This is a genomic window from Halomicrobium sp. HM KBTZ05 (genome assembly GCF_041530035.1).
Classification (GTDB): domain Archaea; phylum Halobacteriota; class Halobacteria; order Halobacteriales; family Haloarculaceae; genus Halomicrobium.
Genome location: NZ_CP168057.1, coordinates 1,862,339 through 1,886,150, shown reverse-complemented (window position 1 = coordinate 1,886,150; position 23,812 = coordinate 1,862,339). Strand labels below are relative to the sequence as shown.

Genomic DNA, 23,812 nt, shown 5'->3' with positions numbered 1-23,812 from the left:
TTCACTGCTGGTAAACGGTGCTGGGCGGCGGGGGGTTACTCGACCATTCGACTGCCGCCCGGCGGGAGGAACTCCTGGATCAGGTCCGGACTGGCAACCTTGCGGACGAACGATTCGTCTTCGAACCGCTCTTTGAACTCTCGGTACAGTCGCTTCGCGATGTCGTTCTGTGCGTACTGGCCGGGTTCGATCTCGATACTGGTCGCTACGCGGTCTTCGATGGCCGATCGCGGGCCGCCGAGAACGCCGGTCCAGTCCTCACAGGAGATTCCGACGGCCACGTCGACTTCGAGGTCCCGGAAGTACGTCCGGTCGCCTCGAATCGCGAAACCGCCTTTCTCCAGGTACTCGCCGCTCTCCGGGGTCTTCGACACCTGGTCGGGATCGACCATGTACGCGTCACCGGCGTACTTGCCGCCCTTCCACACCGACGAGTACGCCACTGCGAACGTCGCTGCTTCGCGCTTGTCCTGGTCCGGGATGTCCACGTCGCGGCTGGACTCGCTGGGACCGGTCGCCTTCAGGACGGTCACGGGACCGCCGTGGGCCTGCGCGTGGAAGAACTTGTCTCCGCGGTCGAGGTACTTCTTGACCAGTTCCTCGTTCTGGTCGGCGTTGCGGCCGCCGATCACGAGGAAGTCGTTCGAGGTGCGGAACCACCGGAAGCGATCGTACCACGGCTCCTGTCTCCGGACGGGAATCGACGCTCGCGAGAGCCAGTCGACGTCGTCTGACTCCTCCGTCTGTTCCTGGGTCTCCGTCGTGTCCTCGGCTTCCCAGTTCTCGCGGCGTCGCTCGACGGCTTCGAGATCCTCTCGCGTGTCTTCGATCGCGGCCTGTGCGCCCTCTTTCTTCTCCTCGATGCGCTTTGCCGCCTGGTAGAGCTGGTCGGCGTTCTTCTCGACGCCCATCGTCGCGTCGATCGTCACGCGCACGTCGTCGATCGACAGGGCCACCGTTCCCTCACTGCCGTCGAGACCCTCGACGGCCTCGGCCGCGTCGATGCCCTGCTCTTTGCCCTCCTCGAAGGTCGCCTCGATCTCGTCCCACGGCGTGTCCTGGGCTCGCGCGCCCTGAATCGTCGAGAGGATCTCGTCGACGAGGTCGTAGCGGGCGTACAGCAACTCTGCCTTCTCGCGCTCGGCCTCGGCGTCGGCCTCGAAGTCCTCGATCGCGCTCTGCTGTTGCTGGATGATGCGCTCGTACTTCTCGATCTCGCTCTCGAAGTCCGGCCGGTCGACGCCCGCGTCGGCGATCTCCTCGGCCGTGTCCTCACGTTCGACCTCGTAGAAGTACTCGTCCAGCGCCTCGGTGAAGGTCTCGAAGGCACGGCTCTCTACGTCGTCGTACTCTTCGAGGGGGATCGGCGTCACGTCCACGCGACGCTCGATCTCCTCGCCCTCGATCTCTTCGTACTCGTAGTAGACGCGCGGATCGAGGTCGCCGCTCCGGAGGCGCTCTTTCAGCTCGGCGATCACCTCGTAGAGCCGCTCGAACTCCGCTTCGTCGGTGTCTTCGATGGCCTGGTTGTACGGAATCCCGGCCCGGGTACACAGCTCCTCGCCGTAGAGCCCCCCGAAGTTCAGCTGGGTCGCGAGCGTCCGCACCACGTCGGCGTCGGACTGGCGCATCCGCTCCAGAAACGTCTCGTAGTCGACGGTCAGCGGATTGAACCGCGCCGACGGGAACTCGTACTGGCTGCCCGGCGCGACGGTGCGTGACTTGAGCCGGACCGTCTCCAGGCAGTCGACGACCTCGCCGTGTTCGTCGAGCACCGCGACGTTGCCGTCGCCAAACAGCTCCGCGACGACCGTGGTGGAGGCGTCGGGACGGTCGAACTCGAACTCCATGATCCGGTCGAACTCGAACTGGCGCACGTCGGCCAGCTCGCCGCCCGCGATCCGATTGCGAAGCATCATCGCGAAGTTGGGCGGTCGGCCCGGCGCGTCGGGGACGTGGTCGGCGTCGACGACGTGGGCGCGCTTGTTCTCGCCGACCTCGATCAGCAGCTCCACCCGGCCGCGGTCGAAGTCCCGCATCTTGAGCCGCAGGAGGTCGTCCTCGTAGAGGTACGCCTTGTCGAGCTTGGCCCCCTCGTAGCCGCCCAACTCCCGTTCGAGGGCGGCGAGGTCGACGCTCGTCAGCTCCCGCTTGTGGTCCATGTCGGGTGGTGCAGGCCGGGACGCAAAACCGCTTCGCTACAGGTGCTCGCCGATTCGCTCGCCGGTTCTCAGGCCGTTCCGGACGGTAGCGTGGAGCCGCGCCTCGCCCGCGACCCAGTCCCCGGCCACAAAGAGGTCGTGCGCTGGTGCCGTCTCCAGGGTGTCCGCCGCAACGCCGTCGTCCGGCAGCGCGTACCGCCAGTGCTGGTGGTCGGTCCAGTCGGGCTCGGCCAGTCGGTCGTCGTCCAGTAGCGTCGCCGTCGCGTCTGCGATCGCGTCGGTCAGCGTGGCGGCGTCGTCACGGTAGTGGGTGACCGACCAGTCCGGTGCCATCTGGACCAACAGGAGCGTCTCGCCGTCTGGGACGTGCCCCGCCTTGCACTCTTCGCGGCCGACCCAGCCCACGTCGTGGTCCTCGGTTTCGCTGACCAGTCCGTAGTACGGGCGGTCAAGTTCGAAATCGTAGTGCAACAGACCGGCGACGACGGTGCGATAGGGGACGGAGGCGGCGGCCTGCCTGAGCCGCCGTCGGTCGGCGTGTCGCCACTCCGACTGACCCAGCAGGTCCGCGGTCTGTGGACCCGGTGGCGTCAGGAGCGTGGCGTCGAACGGGCCGTAGGTTCCGCCGTCGGCGTCGGTGACACGCCAGCCCGCCTCACTTCGCGCCAGTGACTCGACGCGCGTGTGCCGGTGGACCGTCGCGTCGCCGGCCGCGAACAGCCGCTTCGCGAGCTGGGTGATCCCTTGCTCGTAGGTCCACCGCGTCGTCTGTTCGTCGCGATCCTCGCTCACCTGTTCCGCGGATCGCGTCGGCGCATCGCGTATCGCCCCGTCAGAATCGAACCCCCACACGGGCTCGTCGATCTCGGTGAGTCCGTCGGTCGGGAGTTCCTCGGTGACCAGTTCGGCCACGCGGTCGTCGTCGGCAGTCAGGTAGTTGGCACCGTACTCGTAGACACAACCGTCGCGCCGCCGGGTCGCGGCACGGCCGCAGACGCCGCCGCTCTTCTCGAAGACGGTCACGTCCACGGGGTGTTCCCGGAGCGCGTACGCCGCCGCCGCACCGGCCGCCCCCGCACCGACGACCGCGACTGATCGTTGCATAGACAGATCTCCACACGGACAGTACAAAAACCCGCTCGTTCGATCGGTCAGAGCGTCGCGGCGAGTGCGCCCAGTACGTCGTCACCGTCGCGGACGAACGGCGTCCCGTGGGCCATCGCCGCCACCTCGAAGGCGGGTGCCCGCGCGGCGAACTCCCTGACGGACGCCCGGACCCGATCCATGTCGTAGGAGTCGAACCAGATCGGCGTCGTCATCGCACCGCCCTCCTCCCAGACGAGGTCGCCGAGCAGCGCCACGCCGCAGTCGTGGACGTACACCGTGTGTCCCGGGTTGTGTCCCGGTGTTGCGTAGCTGGCGAACTGACCGACGGCTTCGCCGTCGTCGACCGGCCGCAGGTCGATCCCGTCGGGGAGCGGACAGAGCGTCCGGGCGGCGCGGTGGAACAGCCCCTTGTGGTTGTTCGACGGCGGCGGTGCGCCGTTCTCGACCAGCTCGTAGTCGGCTCGCCCGAGGAAGACCGGGCCGGTAAACTCCGGTTGCAGCCGTTCGAGCCCGCCGACGTGGTCCAGATCGTAGTGGGTCAACAGGACGCGGTCGAGATCGCCGGGCTCGCAACCGACGGCTGCGAGTTCGTCTCTGATCGAGGGCTCGTTCCAGAACAGGCCGGTGTCACACAGCGTCACCGCCTCGCCGTCGGTGCCGTCCATCTCCCGCTCGTCGAGGAGAAACGCGTTCGACGCCAGCGGCGGCAGTAGTCCCAGATCGAGCTCCCAGACCCCGTCGATCAACCTCCGTGCCATTGCCGACCGTACGCCGGCCCCACGCTAATGAGTGTCGCCCGATTTCACAGTCGCTTGCTGACGTACGGGCCACTCCCATCTTTTTCCACGTCGGGTTTCCTCACTCGCTGGGCTCGTTGCGGGAACCCTCGTGCAAAAACATGGGTGAAAAAGCCGGACTCACTCCGTTCGTCCGGTCACAGTCGCTTGCTGACGTACGGGCCGTCTTGCTTGTAGTCGAGCTTCTCGCGGTAGTACTGCCGGACGCCGATACCGGAGATGACCGCGAGCTTGTCGTAGCCGGCGTCGGCCGCCAGTTCCTCTGCCGTCGCGAGCAGTCGGCGACCGTATCCCTCGTGCTGGTGTTGGTCGTCCTCGCTGGCGCTCCCGAGGCCGACCTGGCTGCCGTAGACGTGGAGTTCACGCACGAGCGCGGCGTTTTGCAGTTCGCGCCGAACCGGATCGTTCGGGAACCGGAGGCGACAGAAGCCCACGAGCAGGTCCTTGTCGGGATCCTCGAAGCTGATGAAGTGTTCGGTCCCGCCGGCAGCCTCGTAGGTCATGACGTCCTTCTCGATCCGTTCGGGGTCCTCGTCGTTCATCCCGACCTCGCGACAGCGGATGCAGTCGCAGGTCCAGCCGTGCTCGTCCATGCGCTGTCGGGCGAGCTGTCTGAGATTCGACTTCCAGACGCCGCCCTCGATGAAGTCCGCGGGGATGTCACGCTGGACGCGCTGGAGGCGGGTGTACTTCGGGATCATCGACTTGATCTCGGCGACGAGTTCCGCGGCCTCGTCGTTGTCCAGGGGATCGAACTCGTCTTTGCGCCACCAGTCGTAGGTGACGGTTCCCTCCACGACCAGCGTCGGGTAGATCTTGAGGTAGTCCGGTCGCCACTTGCTGTCCTCGAAGATGCGCCGGAAGTCCTCCAGACACATCTCCTTGGACATGCCGGGCTGGCCGGGCATCATGTGGAAGCCGACCTTGAACGCCGAGTCTCGCAGCCGGCGGTTCGCGTCGACGCTGGCCTGGACGCCGTGGCCGCGGTGCATCTCCCGGTTGATCCGCTCGTAGGTGGTCTGGACGCCGACCTCCACCTTCGTCCCGCCCAGCCGGAGCATCCGGTCGATCTGCTCGGGATCGCACCAGTCGGGCTTCGTCTCGAACGTCGTGGCGACGTTTCGCACGTCGGCGGTCTCGTTCTCCGCGATCACGTCCTCAAGGTAGCGAAAGTCGTACTCGTCAGGGTCCTGCGCGAAGCTCTCGCCCTCTGCGGGCGCTGGCTGGGCCTCGGTGTCGAAGTCGTTCATCGCTTCGATGGCGCGCTTGACGAACCACTCCTGGTAGTCGTGGCTCCGTGCGGTCATCGTCCCGCCCATCAGGATCAGTTCGGCCTTGTCGACGGGGTGGCCGATCTCGCGCAACTGGTTCAGCCGCAGGGTGACCTGTCCGTAGGGGTCGTAGTCGTTCTGGACGCCGCGGGCGGCCGCGGGCTCGTGGCCGGTGTAAGACTGCGAAGACGAGAACTCAGAATCGGGACCACCGGGACAGTAGAGACACTTCCCGTGTGGGCACCGGTGGGGCGAGGTCATCACCGCGATCGGCGAGACCCCCGAGGCGGTCCGCACCGGCTTGCGCTGGAGCACTTCCTCCAGCTCTTCGCGTCGTTCCAGCGGCGCGTAGTCGAGGATCTCCGAGTTCTTCGGGACCTTCGGTGCGGAGTACTTCGAACAGACCTCCATCTTGGCGCTCTCCACGTCCTCGCGCTCCAGTTCGCCCGCGAGGATGCGGTCGACCAGCTCTGCACAGACCTGCTCGAACGCCTCGGACTCGGTGGGATCGCCCGTCTCGGTGCTCATTGCCGTTGTCACAGTTCGTTCGCTCGCGCGAATAAGCGTGTCGCTACTCCTCCCGCCGGCCGTCGCCGTCCTCGTCGTCCCAGTACGGCACCTCGGCGTCGAGATCGAGGTACTTCGAGAGTCGGCGCTCGCTCTTCTGGCCGCCGGGTGGCGAGCCCGCGAACACGCCGACCGCGTCGTTGTCCGGGTAGACCGTGATGTCGGGCTCGTTCATCGTCGACATCGCGAGATACCGGAGCCCGTCCGGCCCGGCTTCGAGTTCGTGCTGGCCGGCTTCGCTCCGGGGAAAGACCGCGAAGTCGCCCGCTTCGAGGTCGCGTTCCTCGCGGTCGCTCCCGAGCCACAGTGTCCCGTCGCCGTCGAGGACGAAGATCGCCTCCTCGTTTCCCTCGTGGTAGTGGGCGGGCCAGCCGCGCTTGCCCGGCTCGATCTCGTAGAGGCTACAGCCCAGTTCGCTGGCGGCGCTGGCTCGCGTGAAGCGCTTGCCCCTGAACGAGCGAGTCCCGTGATCGTACTCCTCCCAGTCGAGGGCGTCCGTATCGAGGACCTGATCGTCCATACGTGGCGTTCGCCGATCGACTGCAAGAGCGTTCTGGTGGTCCGTCGACGACTACCGGGGCGGTAAGAGATTGACAGTCGCGTCTGGGTCGGCCCTGTAGAGTCGCCAGCTGTAGATGGCCAGTGCCATGCTCAGGAGGGATGCTCCGACGACGACGGCACTCACGAGTGTCTGATCGAATCTGGCCGGCAGCGACCCCGGTTCGCTCGCTGTGTTCGTCAGACTCGCGACTACTGCAAGCCAGACACCGGCGACGAGCGGGAGCTTCCAGCGCCGGATCGCCCCTCGCCAGCGAACGACGGCGAGCACGAGCGCGGGGAGCAACAGTGTCGCCGACACGAGCACAGCTTCTGGTGCGGGGAGGGCCATAGCTGGGGGATTTCGTCGACGGCACAAAGAGGCTGTGTCTGCTCGACCGCCGCTGTCGTGATGGTCGAGCCGTCAGAACCGCTCGCCGACGACGGCCAGCGTCGCGTCGATCACGGCGTCGCGCTCGCCCGAGAGGAATCGGATCGACTGCTCGCGGGCGCTGCGTGTCCGGACGGCGGCTTCCGGTGCGGCCTCGTCGATCGCGTCGGCCAGATCGTGTACGTCGACCGTCTCGTCGGCCCGCACGAACAGGGTGTCGTCGGCGACGCCGACGAGTGCGTCCGTCTCGCTGTCGGCCTGCCGGAACAGCTCGTCGAGCAGGATCGTCGACGGCGGGAAGTCGTAGCGGTGCGTGAAGGCGTCGGTGTCGAGGACGGCGACGGTCGTCCCGCCGATCTCCTCGTGTTCGATGTTGGCCGTCGCGGTGTCGACCTCCGTCGCGAGCTTCTCGCGGAACTGCTCGGCGACGTTGCCGGCGAGCCCGGTCACGTCGTCCTCGTCGTCACCGAACAGCAGGTCCTTGATCAGCTCGCGCTTGTCCTCGTAGGACTGGTAGTACGCTTCCAGCGCGACCGCGTCGCGAAGCTCCGTCACCGAGGCTTCGTCGTAGCCCGCCTCGGCCGCGGCGTCGAGGTAGGACGCTGGCGTCTCGTCCCAGAAGCTGACTGCCGGCAGGTGGACGAGATCGTCCTGTACGTGCTCGTTGACGTGGGCGGCGACGTTGGCCGCCAGCGCCGTCGCCGTCGTCGGCGACGCACCGGCCAGCGACGGGCTGACGAGCGTGTCGACCGAGTCGGCGATCGCTTCGTCGGCGACGGCGTCGTCGATCACGACGCGGGGTGCGCCGTACACGTCGAGCAGATCGAAGCCGTCGAGGCTCTCGCGGGTCCCACCGGCGGCGACGAAGACGAAAAGCGGGAGCTTCTCGTCGTGGCGCTCCCGGTTTTCGAGCATGTTCGTCACGTCCTTGGTGGCGTCTTGCATGTCGTAGACGCCGCCTTCCAGCGGTCGGCGATCGAAGTAGTGGTACTGCGCGTCGGCTCGGCGGTGCTCGTCGGCGACCAGCGGGAGCGTCGCCCGTTCGAGGGCTACGCCAGCGACGTAGCCGTCGGCAGTCGCGGAGTGGCGGACGATCACCGGGCGGTCGGTGATGACCGCGCGTCGGATCGCCGTCGCGGCGTCGACGAGATCGTCGGCCAGTGCCTCGATCGTCGGGTCCTCGGCGAGCGCGTCGACGGCGGCGGGCCGGGCGCGGTCGTCGAGCGCGTCGGCCATCCGGTCTACGACGGTCTGGCGTTCGTCGCCGTCGAGCGCGACGAGTGTCTCGGTCTCGACCTGAATCTCGCCGCGGCGACGGCGCACGTCGCCGTCCAGTCGGACGATGTCCTCTTCGACGATGTCGGGGTAGGCGCGGACGCCCGCCTCGACGAAGGCCGCACAGTCGACGGTCCCGGTCTCGTCTCGGAGCTCGAACACCGTCGGCCCGCTGGTCTGGCGAACGTCGACGATCTCGCCTTCGAGGCGAACGTCGTCGCCTTCGTGGTCGTCCAGGCTGTCGACCGTCACGACGGGGTGGTCTCGCTGCTGGTCGACTGCATCGTCACTCTCGGCGTCGGCCGACGTGTCGTCGCTCTCGGCCGTCGCCGTACTGCCCTGTCCGACGACGCTGGCGCTTCGTTCGACGCGCTCGCTGTCGTCGGCCTGGCTGATCTTCGCCGCGTCGGCGTCGGTCGTCGTTTCGGCGGTGTCGGCCGACGGTTCGGCGTCACTCGTCGCTTCGACGGTCTGGTCGTCGGGCGAGGAGTCTGTGTCGGTCGTCGCTTCGACGGCTTGCTCGTCGGGCGACGGTTTGGAGTCGGCGTCCGCCGCCGGCTCCTCACGCCCGTTTCCCGACTCGTCCTCCGCGACGTTTTCGGCGAGTCGCGCCGTGTCGAACTCGGGATCGTCGATCAGCGTGCCGCGGAACTCTCGCTCGGCCTGTCGGATCGACCAGCCGAGGTCGATGTTGCCGTTGTCTCGGACGTTTTTCACCTTCACGAAGACGGTGTCGCCCGGCTCCCAGTCCAGCGAGTCGAGTCGCTGATCCAGCTCGCTGCGGTGGAGCAGCCCGGTCACGCGATCGCCGATGTCGACGAAGACGCCGAACTCGGCGAAGCCGTCGACGGAGCCGCGGTAGTATCGATTGGTCGTCAGTTGATTCGGATGGTCGCCTCGGAATTCGAACAGGACGTCCTCCTCGTGGAGGTCACAGATGTGACCGTCGACGGAGGTGCCACAGATGATACACGAACCCATTGACCGGTGAAAGCATTTCGGCACTAAAACGGTTGTCGAAATCCTCGTCGCTCGCCGACCGGCCGGGCGGGGCCTGCCGTCGGTCGGTTCCGTCCCGCTACTCGTAGATCTGGCTCTCCGATTCGAGCATCTCGACGCCACGAGCGACCTCGCTTGCCTGCTCGGGCGCGAGGGCGATCTCGAACTGGCTGCCGTCGTCGTCCTCGAAGGCGAGCTTGACGCGCTCGTCGCCGAACTCCCGTACGTCGATGCCTTCGACATCGTACAGCTTCGCGGTCGCGGTCCGGTTCGAGGGGCCGACGTGTTTGAGTGCGCCGTCTTTGAGTTCGAACATGAAGTCGTCGAGGTCGAGCGTGAGCATATTCGAGGAGCCGGCCGGCAGCCACCTAAACTGTTCGACGTGGCCGGGCGCTACAGCAACGCATTGGCCGCTGCGAACGTGCGAAAGCCGTAGCCAAAGAGGACGGCCGCGGGAACGGCGCTGACGACGAGGGCACGCGGGAGCGAGAGGTTGTGGATCGTCCCCATTCCGTAGACGTACAGCCCGGTACCCCAGAGACCACAGGCGATCCGCACCTCCGGGATCGGGAGCCCGGCGAACACACACGGAGCGGTCGCGTAGGCGATCACCTGCACGGTCTCGCTGATGCCGCCCCGATCCGGTGCCAGCGGTGCCAACAGGAGCGTCTGGGCGGCCGCCGTGAGGTGGAGCACCGCGGGCGCGACGAAGACGACGATGGCGACCAGCGCCAGCAGCGCCATCAGTGGTTCCAGATCACCGATCACCGGGTAGTCGTACGGCCCGAGCGACAGCTGTCCGCGCTGGGCGAGTTCGACGACCGCGAACCGCGACGCCTCCTCGACGAGGACGACGACGGCGATGAAGACGAGTGCCGGTGCCTGATCGCCGGGTGCGATCCCCGCCTGGAAGAACCGCTGCGGTCGCAAGAGTATCTCGACCCACGCGCGCAGGAGTGCGATCGGGCCGCGGTCGCGCCCGCCCGTCGGGTTCTCGACCCACTGTGTCACGTGTCGTCGTAGGTCCAGCGAGCGTTAGTCAGTTTCCTTTCCCGACGGTCACAGTCGCTCCCACGCTGCCCGGAGTGCGTCTCGCGGACTCTCTCGGAAGCGCCCAAGCGCGGGGAGGAGGTCGTGCTTGAGGCCGTGGAGCGCGACGCCAGCCAGCCCGATGCCCAGCGTGGCACCAGCGAACAGAAAGGAGAGCAGTACCACGGGACCGTCGACCGGCGCGGGCACGGTCCCCGGAGGGACCGCCGCGAACAGGGCTCCGGGGATCCCGACGGCGATACCCAGCTTCAGCGACTGCGTGGAGCGCCGACGTAGCCGGTCTCGATCGCCCGCTCTGGCGGTGGCGTCGCCGCCCCCGACTGCCTCGTCGACGTCGAGCGCCGCCAGTGTCCGTTCGTTCGTCTCGATGTCCGCGACGCGGCCCCGCGAACGACCGACCACTGTCTCCCGTTCGATGTCGTGGAGGAGTCGGAGGCGCTCGGTCACGAGTGACAACTCCCCGAGCATCTGTTCGACGGTCTCGTCGTCGTACTGGTCGAACGCGAGTTCGAACTGCTCGTCCGGATAGTCGACCAGGTACCCGAAATCGTCGAGCCCGGCGGCGACGCGTTCGCGAATCTGTCGCTGATCGCGGCGGCGCTTGGCGTCCGACAGTCCGCGAAAGTCACTTGCGATGCGCTCTCGCTGTGTCTTCGTGAGCAGGGCGGCCGGTTTCTCTGGCAAGACGGGCGAATTTATTGCTGACGCGCTCTTAATCGTGTCGACATTCGAGGGACGGGCCCGAACAGATCGCCTGCTGTGGACCGCTTCGAGGTCGGTGTACGACCGTATACGCGGTCGACGAACGCCAGTGTACACTCGTCCACCTCCCGATTCGGAAATAAACGGAGCTCCCCGTTCTTGTGCCCCCTCGTGGTACGAGGTGGTGATGGCTGACGACGGCCCACGACCTCCGCGCCCGGAGGACGGCACTCTAGCGCATCGCACCCGAACACACGAGCGACGTCGCCTCGCCGTTGGTGAGCTGGGGGGAGACGCGTGAGCGTCTTCCCCGAGCGGTTGCCGTCGTCGGCCATCGGCGACACGCCGCTGGCGGTCGCTTCGGCCCTCCTCCTCGCTGTTTGCGGCTGGATCGCTGGCTTCGGCGGCGTCGCGGCGTTTCAGCTCTCGGGTTCGTTGTTCGGCGTCGCGGAGACGGACGCCTTCACGGTTCTGGGCTCCGGTGTCCAGATCGGTTTCGCCGTCGTCGCCGTCGCGTACCTGTGGCGTGTCGAGGACCGGCACCGGTACGTTCGGTTCCGGATTCCGACGATCCGAGACCTCGGCTGGATCGCCGCCTTGCCGCTCGGTCTCTGGGCGACCTCGGCGCTCCTGGGTGTCGTCTTGCCGGCGCTCGGTCTCTCGGTCCCGACTCACGAGACCAGCAGGACCGTCGCGCTGCTCTTCGACCGCCCGGCGCTCTGGATCGTCGCGCTCCTCGGACTGTACGCTGTCGCGGCCCCCGCAGAGGAACTCCTCTTCAGAGGCGTCGTGCAGGGGCGCGTGCGCCCACACCTCGGGACGGCCGGTGTCGTCCTCGTCAGTGCCACGGCGTTCGCCCTCATGCACGGCGTCTTCGCCGTCTTCTCGACCGGCAGCGTGGTGTACTCGGTCGTCTCGACGGGTGCCGGCGGTCTGCTCTGGGGGTACGCCTACGAGCGGACGGAAAACCTCGCCGTGACGGCCCTGAACCACGCGATGATGTGGACGATTCCGTTCGAATCAGTGTTCTCGATCTTCTGACACACGGCTGTCAGTGCATGGATCGACTCGCCGCCCGAGGCGGCGAACACCGGGAGTGACGAACGGCGGTATCAGTCGTCCGCGCCGACGTTCTCGCAGCTCTCGATACTCTGGGGATCGGGCTCGATGCCGGCGTACTGGACGGCCTCGCGGCCGAGGGTCTCGATGCGCTCGCGCACCTGTTCGTCGACGAGTCGCCCGTCCTCGAAGGCACTGGCCGCGCGGGGCACCGCTGCCTGGTGCGGGATCACCCAGCAGTCCAGCGACCGCCCGACCGACCGGAGGTGCTCCAGGGCCGTCACGGGGAAACTCCCCCCGGCGACACACAGGAGGCCGACGGTCTTGTTCTCGAACTCGTCGAAGCCACAGTAGTCCAGCGCGTTCTTCAGCGGCGTCGAGAACGAACCGTGGTAGACCGGCGTTCCCAGCAGGATCGAGTCCGCCGCCCGGATCTGCTCGCGGAACGCCGCTGCGTCGCCAGCGTCCTCGGCGTCGGGGTCGAACACGGGGAGGTCCCACTCGCGGAGGTCGAGCAACTCGGTGTCACCACCGGCCGCCGCTGCGGCTGCCAGTGCGACTCGGAGGCTCTGTCGGGTGTAACTGCCCTCGCGGAGACTGCCACAGATGCCGACGACCGTCGTTCGCGTCATATCGGCCCAAACGACTGGGGGTCATTTATGTGTACGCTTCGTCCGACCGCTCTGGTGCAGTAGGGCCGTCAGCGACCGCTCTAGATGAGGTCCTCAGGGTCGTGAACGTCGGCCATCCGCCGGGCTTCTGTCGCGTATCGCTCTCGCAGATCCGCGTCGTCGACGGTCCCGAGATTCCCCGGCTCGGCGTCGACGGCCGCGGTCGTATCTCGGATGTCTCCGAACGAGGTCAGCGCCCGCTCCTTGCGGAAGTACCGCTCGCCGTCGGGCGTCGCGTACGTGAGGATGATGAGGTTCTGCTCGTCGTCGGAGTAGGTCCGTTCGACCAGCCAGACGCGGACAGTGTCTGCTTGGACAGTCATACGTGAACGTTGGCCACGGACGTGCAAGTACCACCGGGTGCGTTCTCACTCGCTGAGACCGACCACCAGCGACTCGTCGCCGTCCTCGACGCTGACGAGGCCGTCGTCCGCGAGGTCCTCGACGAGCCCACGGAGCCACTCGCGGCCGTACTCACCGTCCGGGGAGTAGTCGACACGGACGCGCGGCCCGAGTTCGTCGAGCGCGAGCTCGTCGTACTCGCCGAGGACGTTGACGACGCGGCCGCGCATCTGTCGGCGGCTCCCCTCGAAACCGGGCTGGGTCGGCACGTCCGGAGCGGTGAAGTCGCCGGTGTCGTAGGCCACACACCACTTGCGCCACGGGCAGCCGGCAGCGTCGCAGGCCGGGGTCTTCTCGCAGGCGACGCCGCCGAGTTCCATGATCGCGTTGTTCCAGACCCGCGACCGTCCGTCGGGCATGAGCGCCCCCGCGACTTCCTCGAACGCCGCGTCGTCATCGGGCACGTCGAACGCGCGGTGGAGGACGCGCTTGACGTTCGTGTCGACGACGGCGTCGCCCGCGTTGAACGCGAACGAGGCGACCGCGTTGGCGGTGTAGGGGCCGACGCCGTGGAGTTCCTGCAGTTCGTCGGGGGTCTCGGGGAAAGAGCCGTCCCAGTCGTCGAGGACCTGATTGGCCGCGGTGTGGAGGTACTTCGCCCGGTTGTTGTACCCCAGCGAGTGGGCCGTCCAGAACGCGACCACGTCGGACTGGTCGGCGGCCGCCAGCGCCTCGGCGTCGGGCCACCGATCGAGGAACTCGCGCCAGGCGTCGACGACGCGGCCCAGCTGTGTCTGCTGGCTCATCACTTCCGAGACGAGGATCTCGTAGGCGTCGTCGGTCTCGCGCCAGGGAAAAGACCGGTGGTCGGCCTCGTACCACTCGACCAGGGCCCGCTGGACGGCGTCGCGGTTCTCGGGGACTGCGCCCGGCAGCTCCGTCATTACCGCGGCGTTACGAGCGACGGCGCTTGTGCGTGACGGTCCACACCCGGCCGCCGGAGGCCGAAAGAGGTTTTCCCGCGCTGGACCACCGCCCCAACATGACGCTGGACGATCTCTCCGACGACGTACAGGCCCAGTACTCCGAGCTTGGCGCGGAACTCGCCGTCTCGCTGGACCGCGAGACGCGCAACGAACTGGCGATGCTGACCAGCGCACTGGACCCCGACGATCCCGACGAACTCGTCCGCCGCGCGGTCCACATGCTCTTTCAGAACGCCGTCGAGACCGGCAACCTCGACTTTCACCTCCGCTCTGGCTACGACTGTACCTACGACGAGTACCTCTCCGGGATGACCTTCGACGAGATGACTGGCGCGGACCAGTTCCCACAGGCCCAGGAGAAAGACGACCGGCGCTACCAGTTCTAGGGGCGGCCGCGAAACGGGACGTTCACTCGACGAGCGGCGCTGCACCGGCCCACAGCCGCTGGAAGTGGCGCTCGAACTCCTCGACGATCTCCGAGTCCGTGATGCCGAGGACGCCGATTCGATCGTCGGCGGCGACCGGGTGCGGGATGTCGATTGTCGTCCCGATCCCGTCGACGACGTCGAAGGACAGTCCCACGTCGGGCAGCGTCCTGACGGCCACGTCGCCGGACTGGTCGGCGATCAGCCGGTCGAACGTCTCGGGCAGCGTCAGCGCCACCTTCTCGCTGACGAGGAGCTGCACCGTCAGATCCGCGCTCGCGCCCTCGAAGAAGGCCTCCCACTCTCTCTGGAGCGTCTCCCACGTCGCGTTCTCGTAGGGGGTCCCGACGATGCCGTGGACGAACTCCTCGGCGGTGCGCGTGTGTTCTTGCAGCGCCGTCTGCATCTCCTCGCTGCCCAGCGAGCCCAGCCAGAAGCTGCTCTCTGTCGGTGGCGTCGGGAGCACGTTCGTGCGGACCGCCGCCGCTCGCTCCCGGTAGTGTCGCCACTCCTCTCGCAGCTCGTGTGCCCGCTCGGCCAGCAGCCTGTCGACGACGGCCTCCGGCTCGACGGCGACGTACTGCTTCGGATCACTCGACTGGAGGCGGACCACCTTCCGGGCTTCGAGGCCGTTGAGCACGTCGTAGATGCGACCTTTCGGAACGCCGCTGGCCTCGGAGAGCTCGGTCGCCGTCGCCGCACCCGTCAGTAACAGTGTCCGATACACCTTCTCCTCGTAGCTCGACAGGCCGAGCGCACCCAGCTCCGTCATGCACCCTCGTTGCGAGCCGGTCCGTAAATATGTACCCCGTCTGGTGGTTCTCGGGAGGCTGTGTCACGGCCACCCATCGCTGCTCGGGATCGACGCCGGTCCGTCGTGGGTGCCGTCGCACCGCCCACGGGATGGCTGATTACGGCGACGCTGGTGGTGGAGCATCTGGGCCGTCGGTGTGCGAACTAAGCACTGAGGATTGCACGATAGAGGGCGCTTCCAGATCAGTATGTCCGCAGAGTTGGAATAATCCCAATCACACCAACGAAAAACCCTGCGAGGAGTAAGAAGAATGAACCGTCCCCTGCGAAGACGCCAATTATAGTCAATTGGAGGGCAAAGAGTACGAGTGCGATCCCTCTAAGAGCAGTGAGGATGTCGAGCCAGACCGAATTATTTTCATCCACAGTGGGCTGTACCTTTTACGTATAAATTAATCTTGGTATCAAACCTAAATCGCAATCGAAATTCTGTTTTGGCTCGTTCGTTTTTTACTCTGTCCCGACCACTCGCGGATAGCTGATACGAGATCGGGACGACGGTACGACACGCTGGTCCGTCCGGAAGGTCCTGACGGGACCGAGAGCGACGGCCGCGAGACACGACGGGAAACGCGTCGCAAGTCCCGACCAGTTCCAACAGTTGCATGTCGGTGGGTTCCCCAGCCGGCGGTATGCATCCGTACGTCCTGCTCGGTGGTGCGATCGTCTCCGAACTCGTCGGCACGACTGCCCTGAAGCTCTCAGACGGCTTTTCGCGGCCGTTGCCCAGCCTCGGGGTCGTCGTCGGCTACGGCGTCGCCTTCTACCTCGTCTCGCTGACGCTCGAAGAGTTGCCCATCGGCGTCGTCTACGGGACGTGGGCGGCGCTGGGGATCGTCGGTGTCGCAGCGATCGGCGTCGTCGTCTTCGACGAGCCCATCGACGCCGTGGGAATCGTCGGGATTCTCCTCATCGTCGGCGGCGTCTACTGTGTCAACGTCCTGTCCCAGATGGCTGCCCACTGATGGCGCGAGCCGGCGGCGGGACAACGAACTGGAAGTGGGAGCGTGTTTCGACATCTTTTCTACGTCGTTGGCGTATCCACGGACAGATTCGTGAGTTCGCTATGGCGCTTCACTACTGTCTGTCCGCCGACGTATCGCCGACGCACCGTCCCCGTCGACACGGTCGCCTGACCCAGAGCCATGAGTGACAACTACGACGTGGTCGTCGCCGGTGCAGGCCCAGCGGGGGCACAGTGTGCGCGAGACCTCGCCGACCGCGGGTACGACGTGGTCGTACTGGAGACCGAGACTGCGGCGGAGTTCCCCGCCCGGAGCGACAAATCCACGGGCGGGACGTTCGCGTCGATGATGACGGCCTTCGGGATCCCGGACGACGTGGTGATGCACGCGACCGACGCCGTCGTACTGGAGTCCCCGAGCGACCACTTCGTCCAGGACCAGCCGGGTTTCGTGCTGGACTTCCCGGCGTTCAAGCAGTTCCTCGTTGACGACGGCCGGGCGAAGGGTGCCGAGTATCGGTTCGACGCTCGCGTCCGGGACCCGATCGTCGAAGAGGGGTCGGTCGTCGGCGTCCGGTACAACGGCGACGAGACGGTTTACGGTGACATCGTCGTCGACGCGACGGGGCCGGCGGCACCGCTGGCCAAGGAGCTGGGCGTCGTCGATCTCGAACGCCGGAACCACGCCATCGGCATCGAGTACCAGTTCGAGGGCGTCGAACTGGACCACCCCGACTACGCCGATCTGACCGACGCGATGATGCTCCGGCTGGACCACGACTTCGCTCCCGGCGGCTACTCGTGGATCTTCCACACCGGCGGCGACACGGCCAAGGTCGGCGTCTGCTACATCCAGAACGAGCGATACCGGGAACACGCCAGCGACGAACGGACCGTCGACGGCTACCTCGAACACTGGCTCGACAGCGACCCGCGCTTTGCCGAGGCCAGCCGAGTCGAGTCGACCCAGGTCCGTGGCTCTGCACACGTCCAGCCGCCGGGATCGATGAGTACCGACTCGTTCGTGGCGATCGGCGACACGGTCCCCTCCGTCGATCCCGTGTGGGGCGAGGGGATCGACAAGGGGATGCGCTCGGCACGCGCGGCGGCGATGACCGCCGACCGCTGTCTCACCGGTGGCGTAGATACGTCCCGCGAAGCGATGGCGGTCTACGACGATCTCTGGCACGAACGCGTGGCTCCCAGACAGGAGCGTCGCCTGTTCATGACGCGACTGCTGTATCTCGTGCCCAACGAGCGATACGACCGGCTCATGCGGGACCTGAACGCCCTGGACCGCGAGACGCTCTCGAAGGTCAACGAGGGCAGCAGACGGCACATCCTCGGACTCCTCTCGCCGAGCGATCTCTCCTACCTCTGGCGGTACGTCCGCGAGTTCACGCTGCCCGTCTAGACCACATGGCGCGTTCGACGCGTGTCGAATCAGGCGACCGCGTCGACTGCATCCGCGAGCAGCCCGGAGCCAAGCTCGATCTCTCGGCGCGTCGAGTCCAGCGGCGGGAGCAGGCGCAGCGTCTTCCGACCGCAGCCAAGCGTCAACAGCCCGCGCTGCATGGCGGCCTCGATGACCGCTTGCCGCCGTTCCTTGCTGTCGAACTCGACAGCGAGCAAGAGCCCCTCGCCGCGCACGTCTTCCACGGCCGCCGACTGGGCCGTCGCGTCGCGGAACCGCTCGACGAACGCCCGCCCTCGCTCGACAGCGTTGTCGAGCAGATCGTACTCCTCGATGGCGTCGATGGTGAGCGCGCCCTGGGCGCACGCGAGCACGTCCCCGGCTCCCCACGTCGAAGAGAGGCGACCCTTCTCGTCGGGGAACACGTCCGCACTGGCGATGGTCGCGCCGACACGGAGCGCCTTCGCGCTGGCGATCACGTCCGGATCGAACGGGTAGTGGTCCGAGCCCCACCACTCGCCCGTGCGCCCCAGACCGGTCTGGACCTCGTCGACGACGATCGGTACGCCGTGTCGCTCGGCGATGTCGGCGACTTCCGTCGCGAAGGCGTCGCTGGGGAACCGGTACCCTCCCTCGCCCTGGATCGGTTCGAAGATGATATACGACACGTCGTCGGGATCGACGTGGCCGGTCTCGGGGTCGAGCATCCGCCCCAGCACCGAGCCGTCGCCCGTGAAGAAGCCACAGTCACAGCTCTCGGGCGTGCAGTGGCGGTCGTCACAGAAGGGAGCGTCGTGGACCGTCGCGATCTCGGGGAACTGCCTGCGGTACACCGCCTTCGAGCGGTTGAGCGAGAGCGCTCCCAGCGTTCGACCGTGGAAGGCACCTTCGAAGGTGATCGCGTACTTGCCCCGGCGGTGGTCGTAGCTGATCTTGATGGCGTTCTCGACCGCCTCGGCACCGCTGTTCGAGAGGAAGACGGTGTCCATCCCGTAGTGACTGGAGATGTTCGTCAGGCGATCCATCAGCCCGGCCGCGCCGGGGAGATCGGAGCCGGTGCCGGTCGCGTAGAAGTCCTGTCCCGCGATCTTCGTGGGTTCGACGAGGTCGAACGCCGACAGCGGATCGAGCACTTTGGGGTTGTTGTACCCCAGTGGCATCGCGCCGACGTGGCCGGTCCAGTCCATCAGGACGTTGCCGTCCACGTCGGTACAGAAGGGGCCGATCGCCGGTGCGTCGCGGTCCCAGACGAACTCGTAGACGTAGGTGCTGGGGGCTGCGTGCTCGTGGTGGTACTCGACCCACTCGCTGGCGCGTTCGCCGGGGAGATCCTCGACCGTCGGCTCGACGCTGTCACGATCCATGCTACCGAACTACACGCCCACTCGTGATAAAAGACACCGCCGGATGGGTGGCACCCGACGGACGACCGTCTCAGACGATCACCGCGATCGTCACCGCGGTCGCGCCGGCCAGCAGCGCGAGGCTCCAGAGCGCCACTCTGACGGCGAAGCGACGGTCCGGGCTCGCGATCGTCAGGCCGGCTTTCACGGCGATGCTGGCGGCCGTCGCCAGCAAGATGGCGATCGTCGCAGTGTTCGAGTCGACGGCACCACCCCGGTAGAGCAACACCGCCGAGGTGGTGCCTGCGCCGCTGGAGACCAGCCCCGACAGCAACGCGGTCAGGTACAGGCCGCCGGTACCGAACTGGGCTCTCGCGACCGTGCTGGCCACCAGCACGACGAGGAAGATGCCGCCGAACACGAGCGCGTTACGGAGCGAGAACGGACTGTCGAGTTCCATCTCGACCGACTCCGTCCAGTCGGCGGTGTAGGCCGCGACGGCGACGCTCCCGACCGCGACGGCACCGAGCGGGACGATCGACTGATAGAGGATTCCTCGCTCGAACGTGAACGCGATCGCGATGACGAGATTCCGCAGCGCCATGGCGGCGTCGGCCAGCAGGATCGCCGCCAGGGCGTAGCTCGCGGCGGCCGGCCGCTGGCGGACGTGGTCGAGCATGGTCCCGACGACGGCCGTCGAGGAGGCCAGCCCGCCGAAGAAGCCGGTCACTGCGATGCCACGTCCGCCGTAGGTCTGGACGATCGCGTAGTTCGCGATGCCGATGCCCGCGACGGTGACGACGAGCAGCCACGCGACGCGCAACTCCAGTTCCAGCGAGAGCTCCGCGACCGAGACCGGGATCGGAGCGGCGGGCAACAGCGGGTAGACCACGAACGCCAGGATTGCGAACTCCGTCGCAGACCGCAACTCGGCGCGGCTGAGCCCCCCGGCGAAGCTGTGGAGTTCGCGTTTGAGCACCAGCAAGAGCGACGAGAGGATCGCGACGGTCACGCCTTCGAGGATGTACGACTGCATCACGAGCGCGCCGACGCCGTAGGCGACCAGCATCGAGACGGAGGTCGTCAGGGACAGTCCCGCCGCTTCGTCTCTGAACCCCTCCGCCGCCAGCAACACGCCCTGGACGATGACGAGCAGGCCGCCGACGACGAGCAGGCTGTCGACCTCGACGAGCGTGAAGACGGCACCGAGCAGGCTGACGAGGGCGAACGTGCGGATCCCGGCGGACTTCTGGGACCACTCTCGTTCGATGCCCAGGAACATCCCGAGGGCCGCCGCGAGGACGATGCGTCCCACCTCGTCGCCGACCGGACTCAGTCCGACTGTCGTCAGCGCGGTCACAGTTACTGTTTCACACGCCTGGCATAAATCTCCGCCGTCGGTCCGTGTTTCGGATCCACCCCCGACCTTTTTTTCGGGGTCCATCGAACACGGTGCCATGGTCGAGTTCGAGTTCGACGTCGACTGGCCACGAACCGCGTGGGTCGCCCTGGGGTTCGTGCTCGCCGCCGCCCTCGTCTTCGTCGCCTATCGCTTCGTCGGGACCTTCGTCTTCGGACTGTTCGTCTACTACGCGACCCGGCGGCTCTACCGTCGAGTCCGGCGACGGATCGACCAGTCGTCGGTCGCCGCGGGCGTCTCGCTGGTCGGGATGGTGCTTCCGGTGCTCCTGTTGCTTGCCTACACGCTCGTGATCGCTCTCCAGCAACTGAACCGCTTCGCCGACGAGATCGACGGTACCGAGTCCGGGAGCCAGATCGACGACCTGCTGGAGATGGCCGAGCCGTACCTGAATCTGACTGTGTTGAGCGATCCGACCGCGCTGCTGGACAACGTCGGCGGCGTCGGGACGATCACGACGACGCTCGAATCGGCGCTTGGCTACCTCGGGGTCGTCGGCACGGGACTCTTACACCTGTTCGTGATGCTCGCGCTCGCGTTCTACCTGCTCCGGGACGACCGCCGGTTCGCGGGCTGGGCCGGCCACTTGACGGCAGAGCGCACCGTCTTCGAGGAGTTCGTCGCTGCCGTCGACGAGAGCTTCGACAAGGTGTTCTACGGCAACATCCTGAACGCGATGATCACGGGACTGGTCGGTGGCATCGTGTACACGCTGCTCAACCAGATCGCGCCCCCGTCGGTCGCTATTCCGTACGCGGCACTGGTGGGCGTGCTCGCCGGTGGAGCGAGTCTGATCCCCATCGTCGGCATGAAGCTAGTCTACGTCCCGATGGCGGCGTATCTCGCCGTCCTGGCGGGGACCAGCGGTGAGGGGTGGTGGTTCGTCGTCGCCTTCGCCGCGGTCAGTTTCGTCGTCGTCGACGTGATCCCGGACCTCCTCGTGCGGCCCTACGTCTCGGGCGGAGAACTCCACACCGGTGCGCTGATGTTCGCCTACATCCTCGGCCCGCTCATCTGGGGGTGGTACGGTATCTTCCTCGGTCCGATCGTGCTGGTGTTGGTCACGCACTTCGCACGGATCGTCCTGCCGGAACTGGTGACTGACGAACCGATTCGCGCCAGAGAAGTCGATCCGGCCGTGTTGACCGACGATACCGACGGCGCGGACGCCGTCGACGGTGAGAGAGACGCCGACGGGGGGACACCAAGCGGGGCCTGACGCTGTTACGGACTCGCCGGTGACGAATGCCGCCACCCGACGGTAGCCAGTCGAGTGATACTGTCAGCTGTCACTTCGTGAAGAGCTTCGCCACCTCGGGGTGGCGAAATCATTCACAGATGTACAGCCGGTCGTATGAGACAGTGACAGACAGCGGTCAGCGTCGTTACGTTACGTCCACGTACTCGTCTTCCCAGTCTCGCCGTGCCTCGATCTCTCGTCGGCCGCGTCGCGTGAGACTGTAGTAGTTCGTCCTCCGGTCGCGCTGCCCTTTCTCCACGAGTCCCTTGTCGACGAGCGTATCGAGATTCGGATACAGCCTGCCGTGGTGAATCTCTTTCTCGTAGTAATCTTCGAGTTCCTCCTTGATCGCCAGCCCGTGTGGCTCCTCTTTCCCGGCGATGACGTACAGGAGGTCTCGCTGGAATCCTGTCAGGTCGTACATCGGTAAAGTCTATCACGTATTTATTGTCGGAATCTAATAAGTATATCGGATCCGACTCGACGTTTTCGCTTCGCTTCGAAATCACGCGCTCGTGGCGACCTCTCGCCAGATCCGCCGGTGTCAGATGAGTGCGAAGGAATAGTTGTTGCACTGACGATATCGCGATCTGTCGACGTATCTCAGATACATCATACCCCACCGTTGAACGGCGGCGTTCACGGTGCTGTCGCTCGACCGTCTCGCGTCCGTTCGCCGAGCGATAGCGTCGCGACTACCGAGTTTCGAAACGAAAGTGGAAAGCGAATCAGGCGGAAGGCCCGATTCGCTTGCCGCCCTGAATTGGTCCCCGCTGACGCTTCGGCCCTCCAAAGCGAAGCGTCACTTGGTCGTGGGTCGTTGAGTAACTTAAACCTGTCGCCAGCCGCCAGATCAGGTCGCTGTACTGACCACTACCACGAGCTACATGTGTTCTTCTTCGAGGACCCAGCCGAGTGCGCGCCGATAGTGCGTCAGCATCATCCGCACGCGATCGTGGTTCATCTCCTCGCTGTCCAGCTGTTCACAGAGGAACTCGTACTGCTCTCTGATCGCTGCTTGCTCGCGCATACCGATCGTTCGACCCGGCGACGGAAGGAACTTGAGGCTGCCACGCCGACAGTGAGCCATGAAGGTTCGAGGCCACCGCGAGTGCAAGGCGTGTGGCAGCCGCTGGTCGTACTACGAGACGGCCAGCGTGGAGTGTCCGGACTGCGGGAGTCTCCGGAGCGTCGGCGTCGACGACCGCACGCGCCACACGAATGCCCCCGTCGAGTACGATCTGACGCCGGTGCGCGGGTCGATCGACGAGCAACCGCTCGAAGAGATCGCCACGGACGCCGCCGAGCGGTCGTCGGAGTACGTCCGTCGGCGCGGCTTCGTCGACGGCGGATCGCTGCTCGTCCTCGACGAGACCTTCGTGGCCGCGACCGAACTCCGCCACGTCGCCAGCGAGATCGCACGCACGCTCCAGCCGACCGACGCCCAGGAGCTGTACTTCTTCACGCTACTCAGGGGTGCCGACGAGGGCGAGCGGCCGGATCCCCGAGAGGTGCCGTCGGAACTGCGTCCGTCCTACGGCCTGGCGATGATGGCCGCCGTCGAGGCCTACCAGCGTGATCTGCGCGCGTACCTCGACGACGAGCCCGACCCACAGGCCCGGTCGCTGTCCGGTCGCATCCGAGACCACCGCAAACGGATCGAGGCCCTCGACGGCGACGTGGACCCGAAAGACGCCGACCGGCTCGTCCACGCCGCGCGGGACCTCGGACAGTACCTCGCGGCCGGCGACGAGAGCGCGCTCGTGACGGCCGACAACTGGCTCAACGGCGTCGAACAGTAGCTTACCGCAGTTCGTCGATCACGTCGCGGTCGACGGTCGCGGCGGGCACCTCGTCGTGCCACGCGGCGGCGGTGACAGACGCCCGCGCCGGCTCCGGCTCGCCGGCCGCTATCTCGCCGTCGTAGATCTCGAATGCGAGCGAGGCCTCGCGGTCCCCGTCGGTCAGGGTCACGTCGTTGACGGCCACCAGCCGTCCGACGGTCAGCTCCAGCCCGGTCGTCGCCGCGACGGCGTCGCGGAGGGCGGCCTCCCGTGACTGGTCACCGCCGACTTCGCCACCCGGGAGGCTCCAGCGCCCGTCTTCACAGACCAGGAGGACGCGTCCGTCGGCGTCCGTCAGGAGGGCCGCGACGGCACACTCGTAGCCGCCGTCGAGCCGTGACTTGGCGTGGTTGAACGCGTCGGGGTCCAGACGCTGGGTCGACTCGAACCGCGCCACGTCCTCGCCCACGTCGTCCGCGTGTCCCTCGGCCAT

General features: G+C 66.5%; 25 protein-coding genes. 6 read left to right on the top strand and 19 right to left on the bottom strand.

Features of this window, described 5'->3' with window-relative positions; all coding sequences use genetic code 11:
- Positions 1-35: 35 nt before the first annotated feature.
- From rqcH to ACAH01_RS09800, 10 genes are all read right to left on the bottom strand, one after another.
- Positions 36-2,162, bottom strand: a complete 2,127-nt coding sequence (gene rqcH, locus ACAH01_RS09845; protein ID WP_170094172.1) for a ribosome rescue protein RqcH — start codon at positions 2,160-2,162, stop codon at positions 36-38.
- Between the two features lie 36 nt (positions 2,163-2,198).
- A complete protein-coding gene (locus tag ACAH01_RS09840; protein ID WP_372479053.1) occupies positions 2,199-3,266 on the bottom strand; it encodes an NAD(P)/FAD-dependent oxidoreductase in 1,068 nt (355 codons plus the stop codon).
- Positions 3,267-3,313: 47 nt separating this feature from the next.
- Positions 3,314-4,027 (bottom strand): MBL fold metallo-hydrolase, encoded by a 714-nt coding sequence (locus tag ACAH01_RS09835; RefSeq protein ID WP_372479052.1) that lies wholly within the window; start codon positions 4,025-4,027, stop codon positions 3,314-3,316.
- Between the two features lie 176 nt (positions 4,028-4,203).
- Positions 4,204-5,865: a tRNA uridine(34) 5-carboxymethylaminomethyl modification radical SAM/GNAT enzyme Elp3 gene (locus tag ACAH01_RS09830; RefSeq protein WP_372479051.1), complete on the bottom strand. Its 1,662-nt coding sequence runs from the start codon at positions 5,863-5,865 to the stop codon at positions 4,204-4,206.
- 43 nt (positions 5,866-5,908) lie between these two features.
- Positions 5,909-6,424, bottom strand: coding sequence for a cupin domain-containing protein (locus tag ACAH01_RS09825; RefSeq protein WP_372479050.1), 516 nt, complete (start codon positions 6,422-6,424; stop codon positions 5,909-5,911).
- Positions 6,425-6,475: 51 nt separating this feature from the next.
- The gene (locus tag ACAH01_RS09820; protein WP_372479049.1) at positions 6,476-6,793 is read right to left on the bottom strand and encodes a hypothetical protein; all 318 of its coding nucleotides are present in this window, start codon (positions 6,791-6,793) and stop codon (positions 6,476-6,478) included.
- Positions 6,794-6,865: 72 nt separating this feature from the next.
- Positions 6,866-9,088 carry an OB-fold nucleic acid binding domain-containing protein gene (locus ACAH01_RS09815; RefSeq protein ID WP_372479048.1) on the bottom strand — a complete coding sequence of 741 codons (2,223 nt, stop codon included), beginning with the start codon at positions 9,086-9,088 and terminating at the stop codon, positions 6,866-6,868.
- A 97-nt stretch (positions 9,089-9,185) separates the two neighbouring features.
- Positions 9,186-9,449, bottom strand: coding sequence for a hypothetical protein (locus ACAH01_RS09810; RefSeq protein WP_170094178.1), 264 nt, complete (start codon positions 9,447-9,449; stop codon positions 9,186-9,188).
- Positions 9,450-9,499: 50 nt separating this feature from the next.
- Positions 9,500-10,117 carry a YIP1 family protein gene (locus tag ACAH01_RS09805; RefSeq protein ID WP_372479046.1) on the bottom strand — a complete coding sequence of 206 codons (618 nt, stop codon included), beginning with the start codon at positions 10,115-10,117 and terminating at the stop codon, positions 9,500-9,502.
- A gap of 48 nt (positions 10,118-10,165) precedes the next feature.
- Entirely contained in the window at positions 10,166-10,840 is a 675-nt protein-coding gene (locus ACAH01_RS09800; protein ID WP_372479045.1) for a hypothetical protein, read from the bottom strand.
- Positions 10,841-11,155: 315 nt separating this feature from the next.
- Here ACAH01_RS09800 and ACAH01_RS09795 point away from each other — a divergent pair, with 315 nt between their 5' ends.
- Positions 11,156-11,899, top strand: a complete 744-nt coding sequence (locus ACAH01_RS09795; RefSeq protein ID WP_372479044.1) for a lysostaphin resistance A-like protein — start codon at positions 11,156-11,158, stop codon at positions 11,897-11,899.
- Between the two features lie 71 nt (positions 11,900-11,970).
- Here the strand turns inward: ACAH01_RS09795 and ACAH01_RS09790 are convergent, their stop codons facing one another.
- From ACAH01_RS09790 to ACAH01_RS09780, 3 genes are all read right to left on the bottom strand, one after another.
- A complete protein-coding gene (locus tag ACAH01_RS09790) occupies positions 11,971-12,549 on the bottom strand; it encodes an NADPH-dependent FMN reductase (RefSeq protein WP_372479043.1) in 579 nt (192 codons plus the stop codon).
- An 80-nt stretch (positions 12,550-12,629) separates the two neighbouring features.
- Complete coding sequence (locus ACAH01_RS09785; protein WP_372479042.1) at positions 12,630-12,911, bottom strand: hypothetical protein; 282 nt, start codon at positions 12,909-12,911, stop codon at positions 12,630-12,632.
- A 45-nt stretch (positions 12,912-12,956) separates the two neighbouring features.
- Positions 12,957-13,874 carry an A/G-specific adenine glycosylase gene (locus ACAH01_RS09780; RefSeq protein ID WP_372479041.1) on the bottom strand — a complete coding sequence of 306 codons (918 nt, stop codon included), beginning with the start codon at positions 13,872-13,874 and terminating at the stop codon, positions 12,957-12,959.
- Positions 13,875-13,972: 98 nt separating this feature from the next.
- On the opposite strand from ACAH01_RS09780, the gene ACAH01_RS09775 reads away from it, so the two are divergent.
- On the top strand, positions 13,973-14,302 hold the full coding sequence (locus tag ACAH01_RS09775; RefSeq protein ID WP_153553395.1) for a hypothetical protein: 330 nt from the start codon (positions 13,973-13,975) through the stop codon (positions 14,300-14,302).
- Between the two features lie 22 nt (positions 14,303-14,324).
- Here the strand turns inward: ACAH01_RS09775 and ACAH01_RS09770 are convergent, their stop codons facing one another.
- Entirely contained in the window at positions 14,325-15,113 is a 789-nt protein-coding gene (locus tag ACAH01_RS09770) for a TrmB family transcriptional regulator (RefSeq protein WP_372479040.1), read from the bottom strand.
- A gap of 673 nt (positions 15,114-15,786) precedes the next feature.
- Here ACAH01_RS09770 and ACAH01_RS09765 point away from each other — a divergent pair.
- Positions 15,787-16,119: a multidrug efflux SMR transporter gene (locus tag ACAH01_RS09765; RefSeq protein WP_170094193.1), complete on the top strand. Its 333-nt coding sequence runs from the start codon at positions 15,787-15,789 to the stop codon at positions 16,117-16,119.
- A gap of 180 nt (positions 16,120-16,299) precedes the next feature.
- Entirely contained in the window at positions 16,300-17,532 is a 1,233-nt protein-coding gene (locus ACAH01_RS09760; protein ID WP_208627935.1) for a digeranylgeranylglycerophospholipid reductase, read from the top strand.
- A gap of 29 nt (positions 17,533-17,561) precedes the next feature.
- Here the strand turns inward: ACAH01_RS09760 and ACAH01_RS09755 are convergent, their stop codons facing one another.
- Both ACAH01_RS09755 and ACAH01_RS09750 read right to left on the bottom strand, forming a co-directional pair.
- Entirely contained in the window at positions 17,562-18,896 is a 1,335-nt protein-coding gene (locus ACAH01_RS09755; RefSeq protein ID WP_372479039.1) for an aminotransferase class III-fold pyridoxal phosphate-dependent enzyme, read from the bottom strand.
- 70 nt (positions 18,897-18,966) lie between these two features.
- Complete coding sequence (locus ACAH01_RS09750) at positions 18,967-20,235, bottom strand: MgtC/SapB family protein (protein WP_372479038.1); 1,269 nt, start codon at positions 20,233-20,235, stop codon at positions 18,967-18,969.
- 97 nt (positions 20,236-20,332) lie between these two features.
- Between ACAH01_RS09750 and ACAH01_RS09745 the strand changes: the two genes are divergently transcribed.
- The gene (locus ACAH01_RS09745) at positions 20,333-21,514 is read left to right on the top strand and encodes an AI-2E family transporter (RefSeq protein WP_170094197.1); all 1,182 of its coding nucleotides are present in this window, start codon (positions 20,333-20,335) and stop codon (positions 21,512-21,514) included.
- A gap of 166 nt (positions 21,515-21,680) precedes the next feature.
- Here ACAH01_RS09745 and ACAH01_RS09740 read toward each other — a convergent pair whose 3' ends face one another.
- Complete coding sequence (locus ACAH01_RS09740) at positions 21,681-21,959, bottom strand: PadR family transcriptional regulator (RefSeq protein WP_015763165.1); 279 nt, start codon at positions 21,957-21,959, stop codon at positions 21,681-21,683.
- Between the two features lie 459 nt (positions 21,960-22,418).
- Entirely contained in the window at positions 22,419-22,565 is a 147-nt protein-coding gene (locus tag ACAH01_RS09735) for a hypothetical protein (RefSeq protein WP_170094198.1), read from the bottom strand.
- 58 nt (positions 22,566-22,623) lie between these two features.
- On the opposite strand from ACAH01_RS09735, the gene ACAH01_RS09730 reads away from it, so the two are divergent.
- Positions 22,624-23,337 (top strand): TFIIB-type zinc ribbon-containing protein, encoded by a 714-nt coding sequence (locus ACAH01_RS09730; RefSeq protein WP_170094199.1) that lies wholly within the window; start codon positions 22,624-22,626, stop codon positions 23,335-23,337.
- 1 nt (position 23,338) lies between these two features.
- On the opposite strand, the gene ACAH01_RS09725 is transcribed toward ACAH01_RS09730, so the two are convergent.
- Complete coding sequence (locus ACAH01_RS09725) at positions 23,339-23,812, bottom strand: NUDIX domain-containing protein (RefSeq protein WP_170094200.1); 474 nt, start codon at positions 23,810-23,812, stop codon at positions 23,339-23,341.

Coding starts and splice junctions, on each gene's coding strand:
- rqcH (WP_170094172.1), bottom strand. CDS start 2,162: ATGGACCACAAGCGGGAGCTGACGAGCGTCGACCTCGCCGCCCTCGAA.
- ACAH01_RS09840 (WP_372479053.1), bottom strand. CDS start 3,266: ATGCAACGATCAGTCGCGGTCGTCGGTGCGGGGGCGGCCGGTGCGGCG.
- ACAH01_RS09835 (WP_372479052.1), bottom strand. CDS start 4,027: ATGGCACGGAGGTTGATCGACGGGGTCTGGGAGCTCGATCTGGGACTA.
- ACAH01_RS09830 (WP_372479051.1), bottom strand. CDS start 5,865: ATGAGCACCGAGACGGGCGATCCCACCGAGTCCGAGGCGTTCGAGCAG.
- ACAH01_RS09825 (WP_372479050.1), bottom strand. CDS start 6,424: ATGGACGATCAGGTCCTCGATACGGACGCCCTCGACTGGGAGGAGTAC.
- ACAH01_RS09820 (WP_372479049.1), bottom strand. CDS start 6,793: ATGGCCCTCCCCGCACCAGAAGCTGTGCTCGTGTCGGCGACACTGTTG.
- ACAH01_RS09815 (WP_372479048.1), bottom strand. CDS start 9,088: ATGGGTTCGTGTATCATCTGTGGCACCTCCGTCGACGGTCACATCTGT.
- ACAH01_RS09810 (WP_170094178.1), bottom strand. CDS start 9,449: ATGCTCACGCTCGACCTCGACGACTTCATGTTCGAACTCAAAGACGGC.
- ACAH01_RS09790 (WP_372479043.1), bottom strand. CDS start 12,549: ATGACGCGAACGACGGTCGTCGGCATCTGTGGCAGTCTCCGCGAGGGC.
- ACAH01_RS09785 (WP_372479042.1), bottom strand. CDS start 12,911: ATGACTGTCCAAGCAGACACTGTCCGCGTCTGGCTGGTCGAACGGACC.
- ACAH01_RS09780 (WP_372479041.1), bottom strand. CDS start 13,874: ATGACGGAGCTGCCGGGCGCAGTCCCCGAGAACCGCGACGCCGTCCAG.
- ACAH01_RS09775 (WP_153553395.1), top strand. CDS start 13,973: ATGACGCTGGACGATCTCTCCGACGACGTACAGGCCCAGTACTCCGAG.
- ACAH01_RS09770 (WP_372479040.1), bottom strand. CDS start 15,113: ATGACGGAGCTGGGTGCGCTCGGCCTGTCGAGCTACGAGGAGAAGGTG.
- ACAH01_RS09765 (WP_170094193.1), top strand. CDS start 15,787: ATGCATCCGTACGTCCTGCTCGGTGGTGCGATCGTCTCCGAACTCGTC.
- ACAH01_RS09760 (WP_208627935.1), top strand. CDS start 16,300: ATGAGTGACAACTACGACGTGGTCGTCGCCGGTGCAGGCCCAGCGGGG.
- ACAH01_RS09755 (WP_372479039.1), bottom strand. CDS start 18,896: ATGGATCGTGACAGCGTCGAGCCGACGGTCGAGGATCTCCCCGGCGAA.
- ACAH01_RS09745 (WP_170094197.1), top strand. CDS start 20,333: ATGGTCGAGTTCGAGTTCGACGTCGACTGGCCACGAACCGCGTGGGTC.
- ACAH01_RS09740 (WP_015763165.1), bottom strand. CDS start 21,959: ATGTACGACCTGACAGGATTCCAGCGAGACCTCCTGTACGTCATCGCC.
- ACAH01_RS09735 (WP_170094198.1), bottom strand. CDS start 22,565: ATGCGCGAGCAAGCAGCGATCAGAGAGCAGTACGAGTTCCTCTGTGAA.
- ACAH01_RS09730 (WP_170094199.1), top strand. CDS start 22,624: ATGAAGGTTCGAGGCCACCGCGAGTGCAAGGCGTGTGGCAGCCGCTGG.
- ACAH01_RS09725 (WP_170094200.1), bottom strand. CDS start 23,812: ATGGCCGAGGGACACGCGGACGACGTGGGCGAGGACGTGGCGCGGTTC.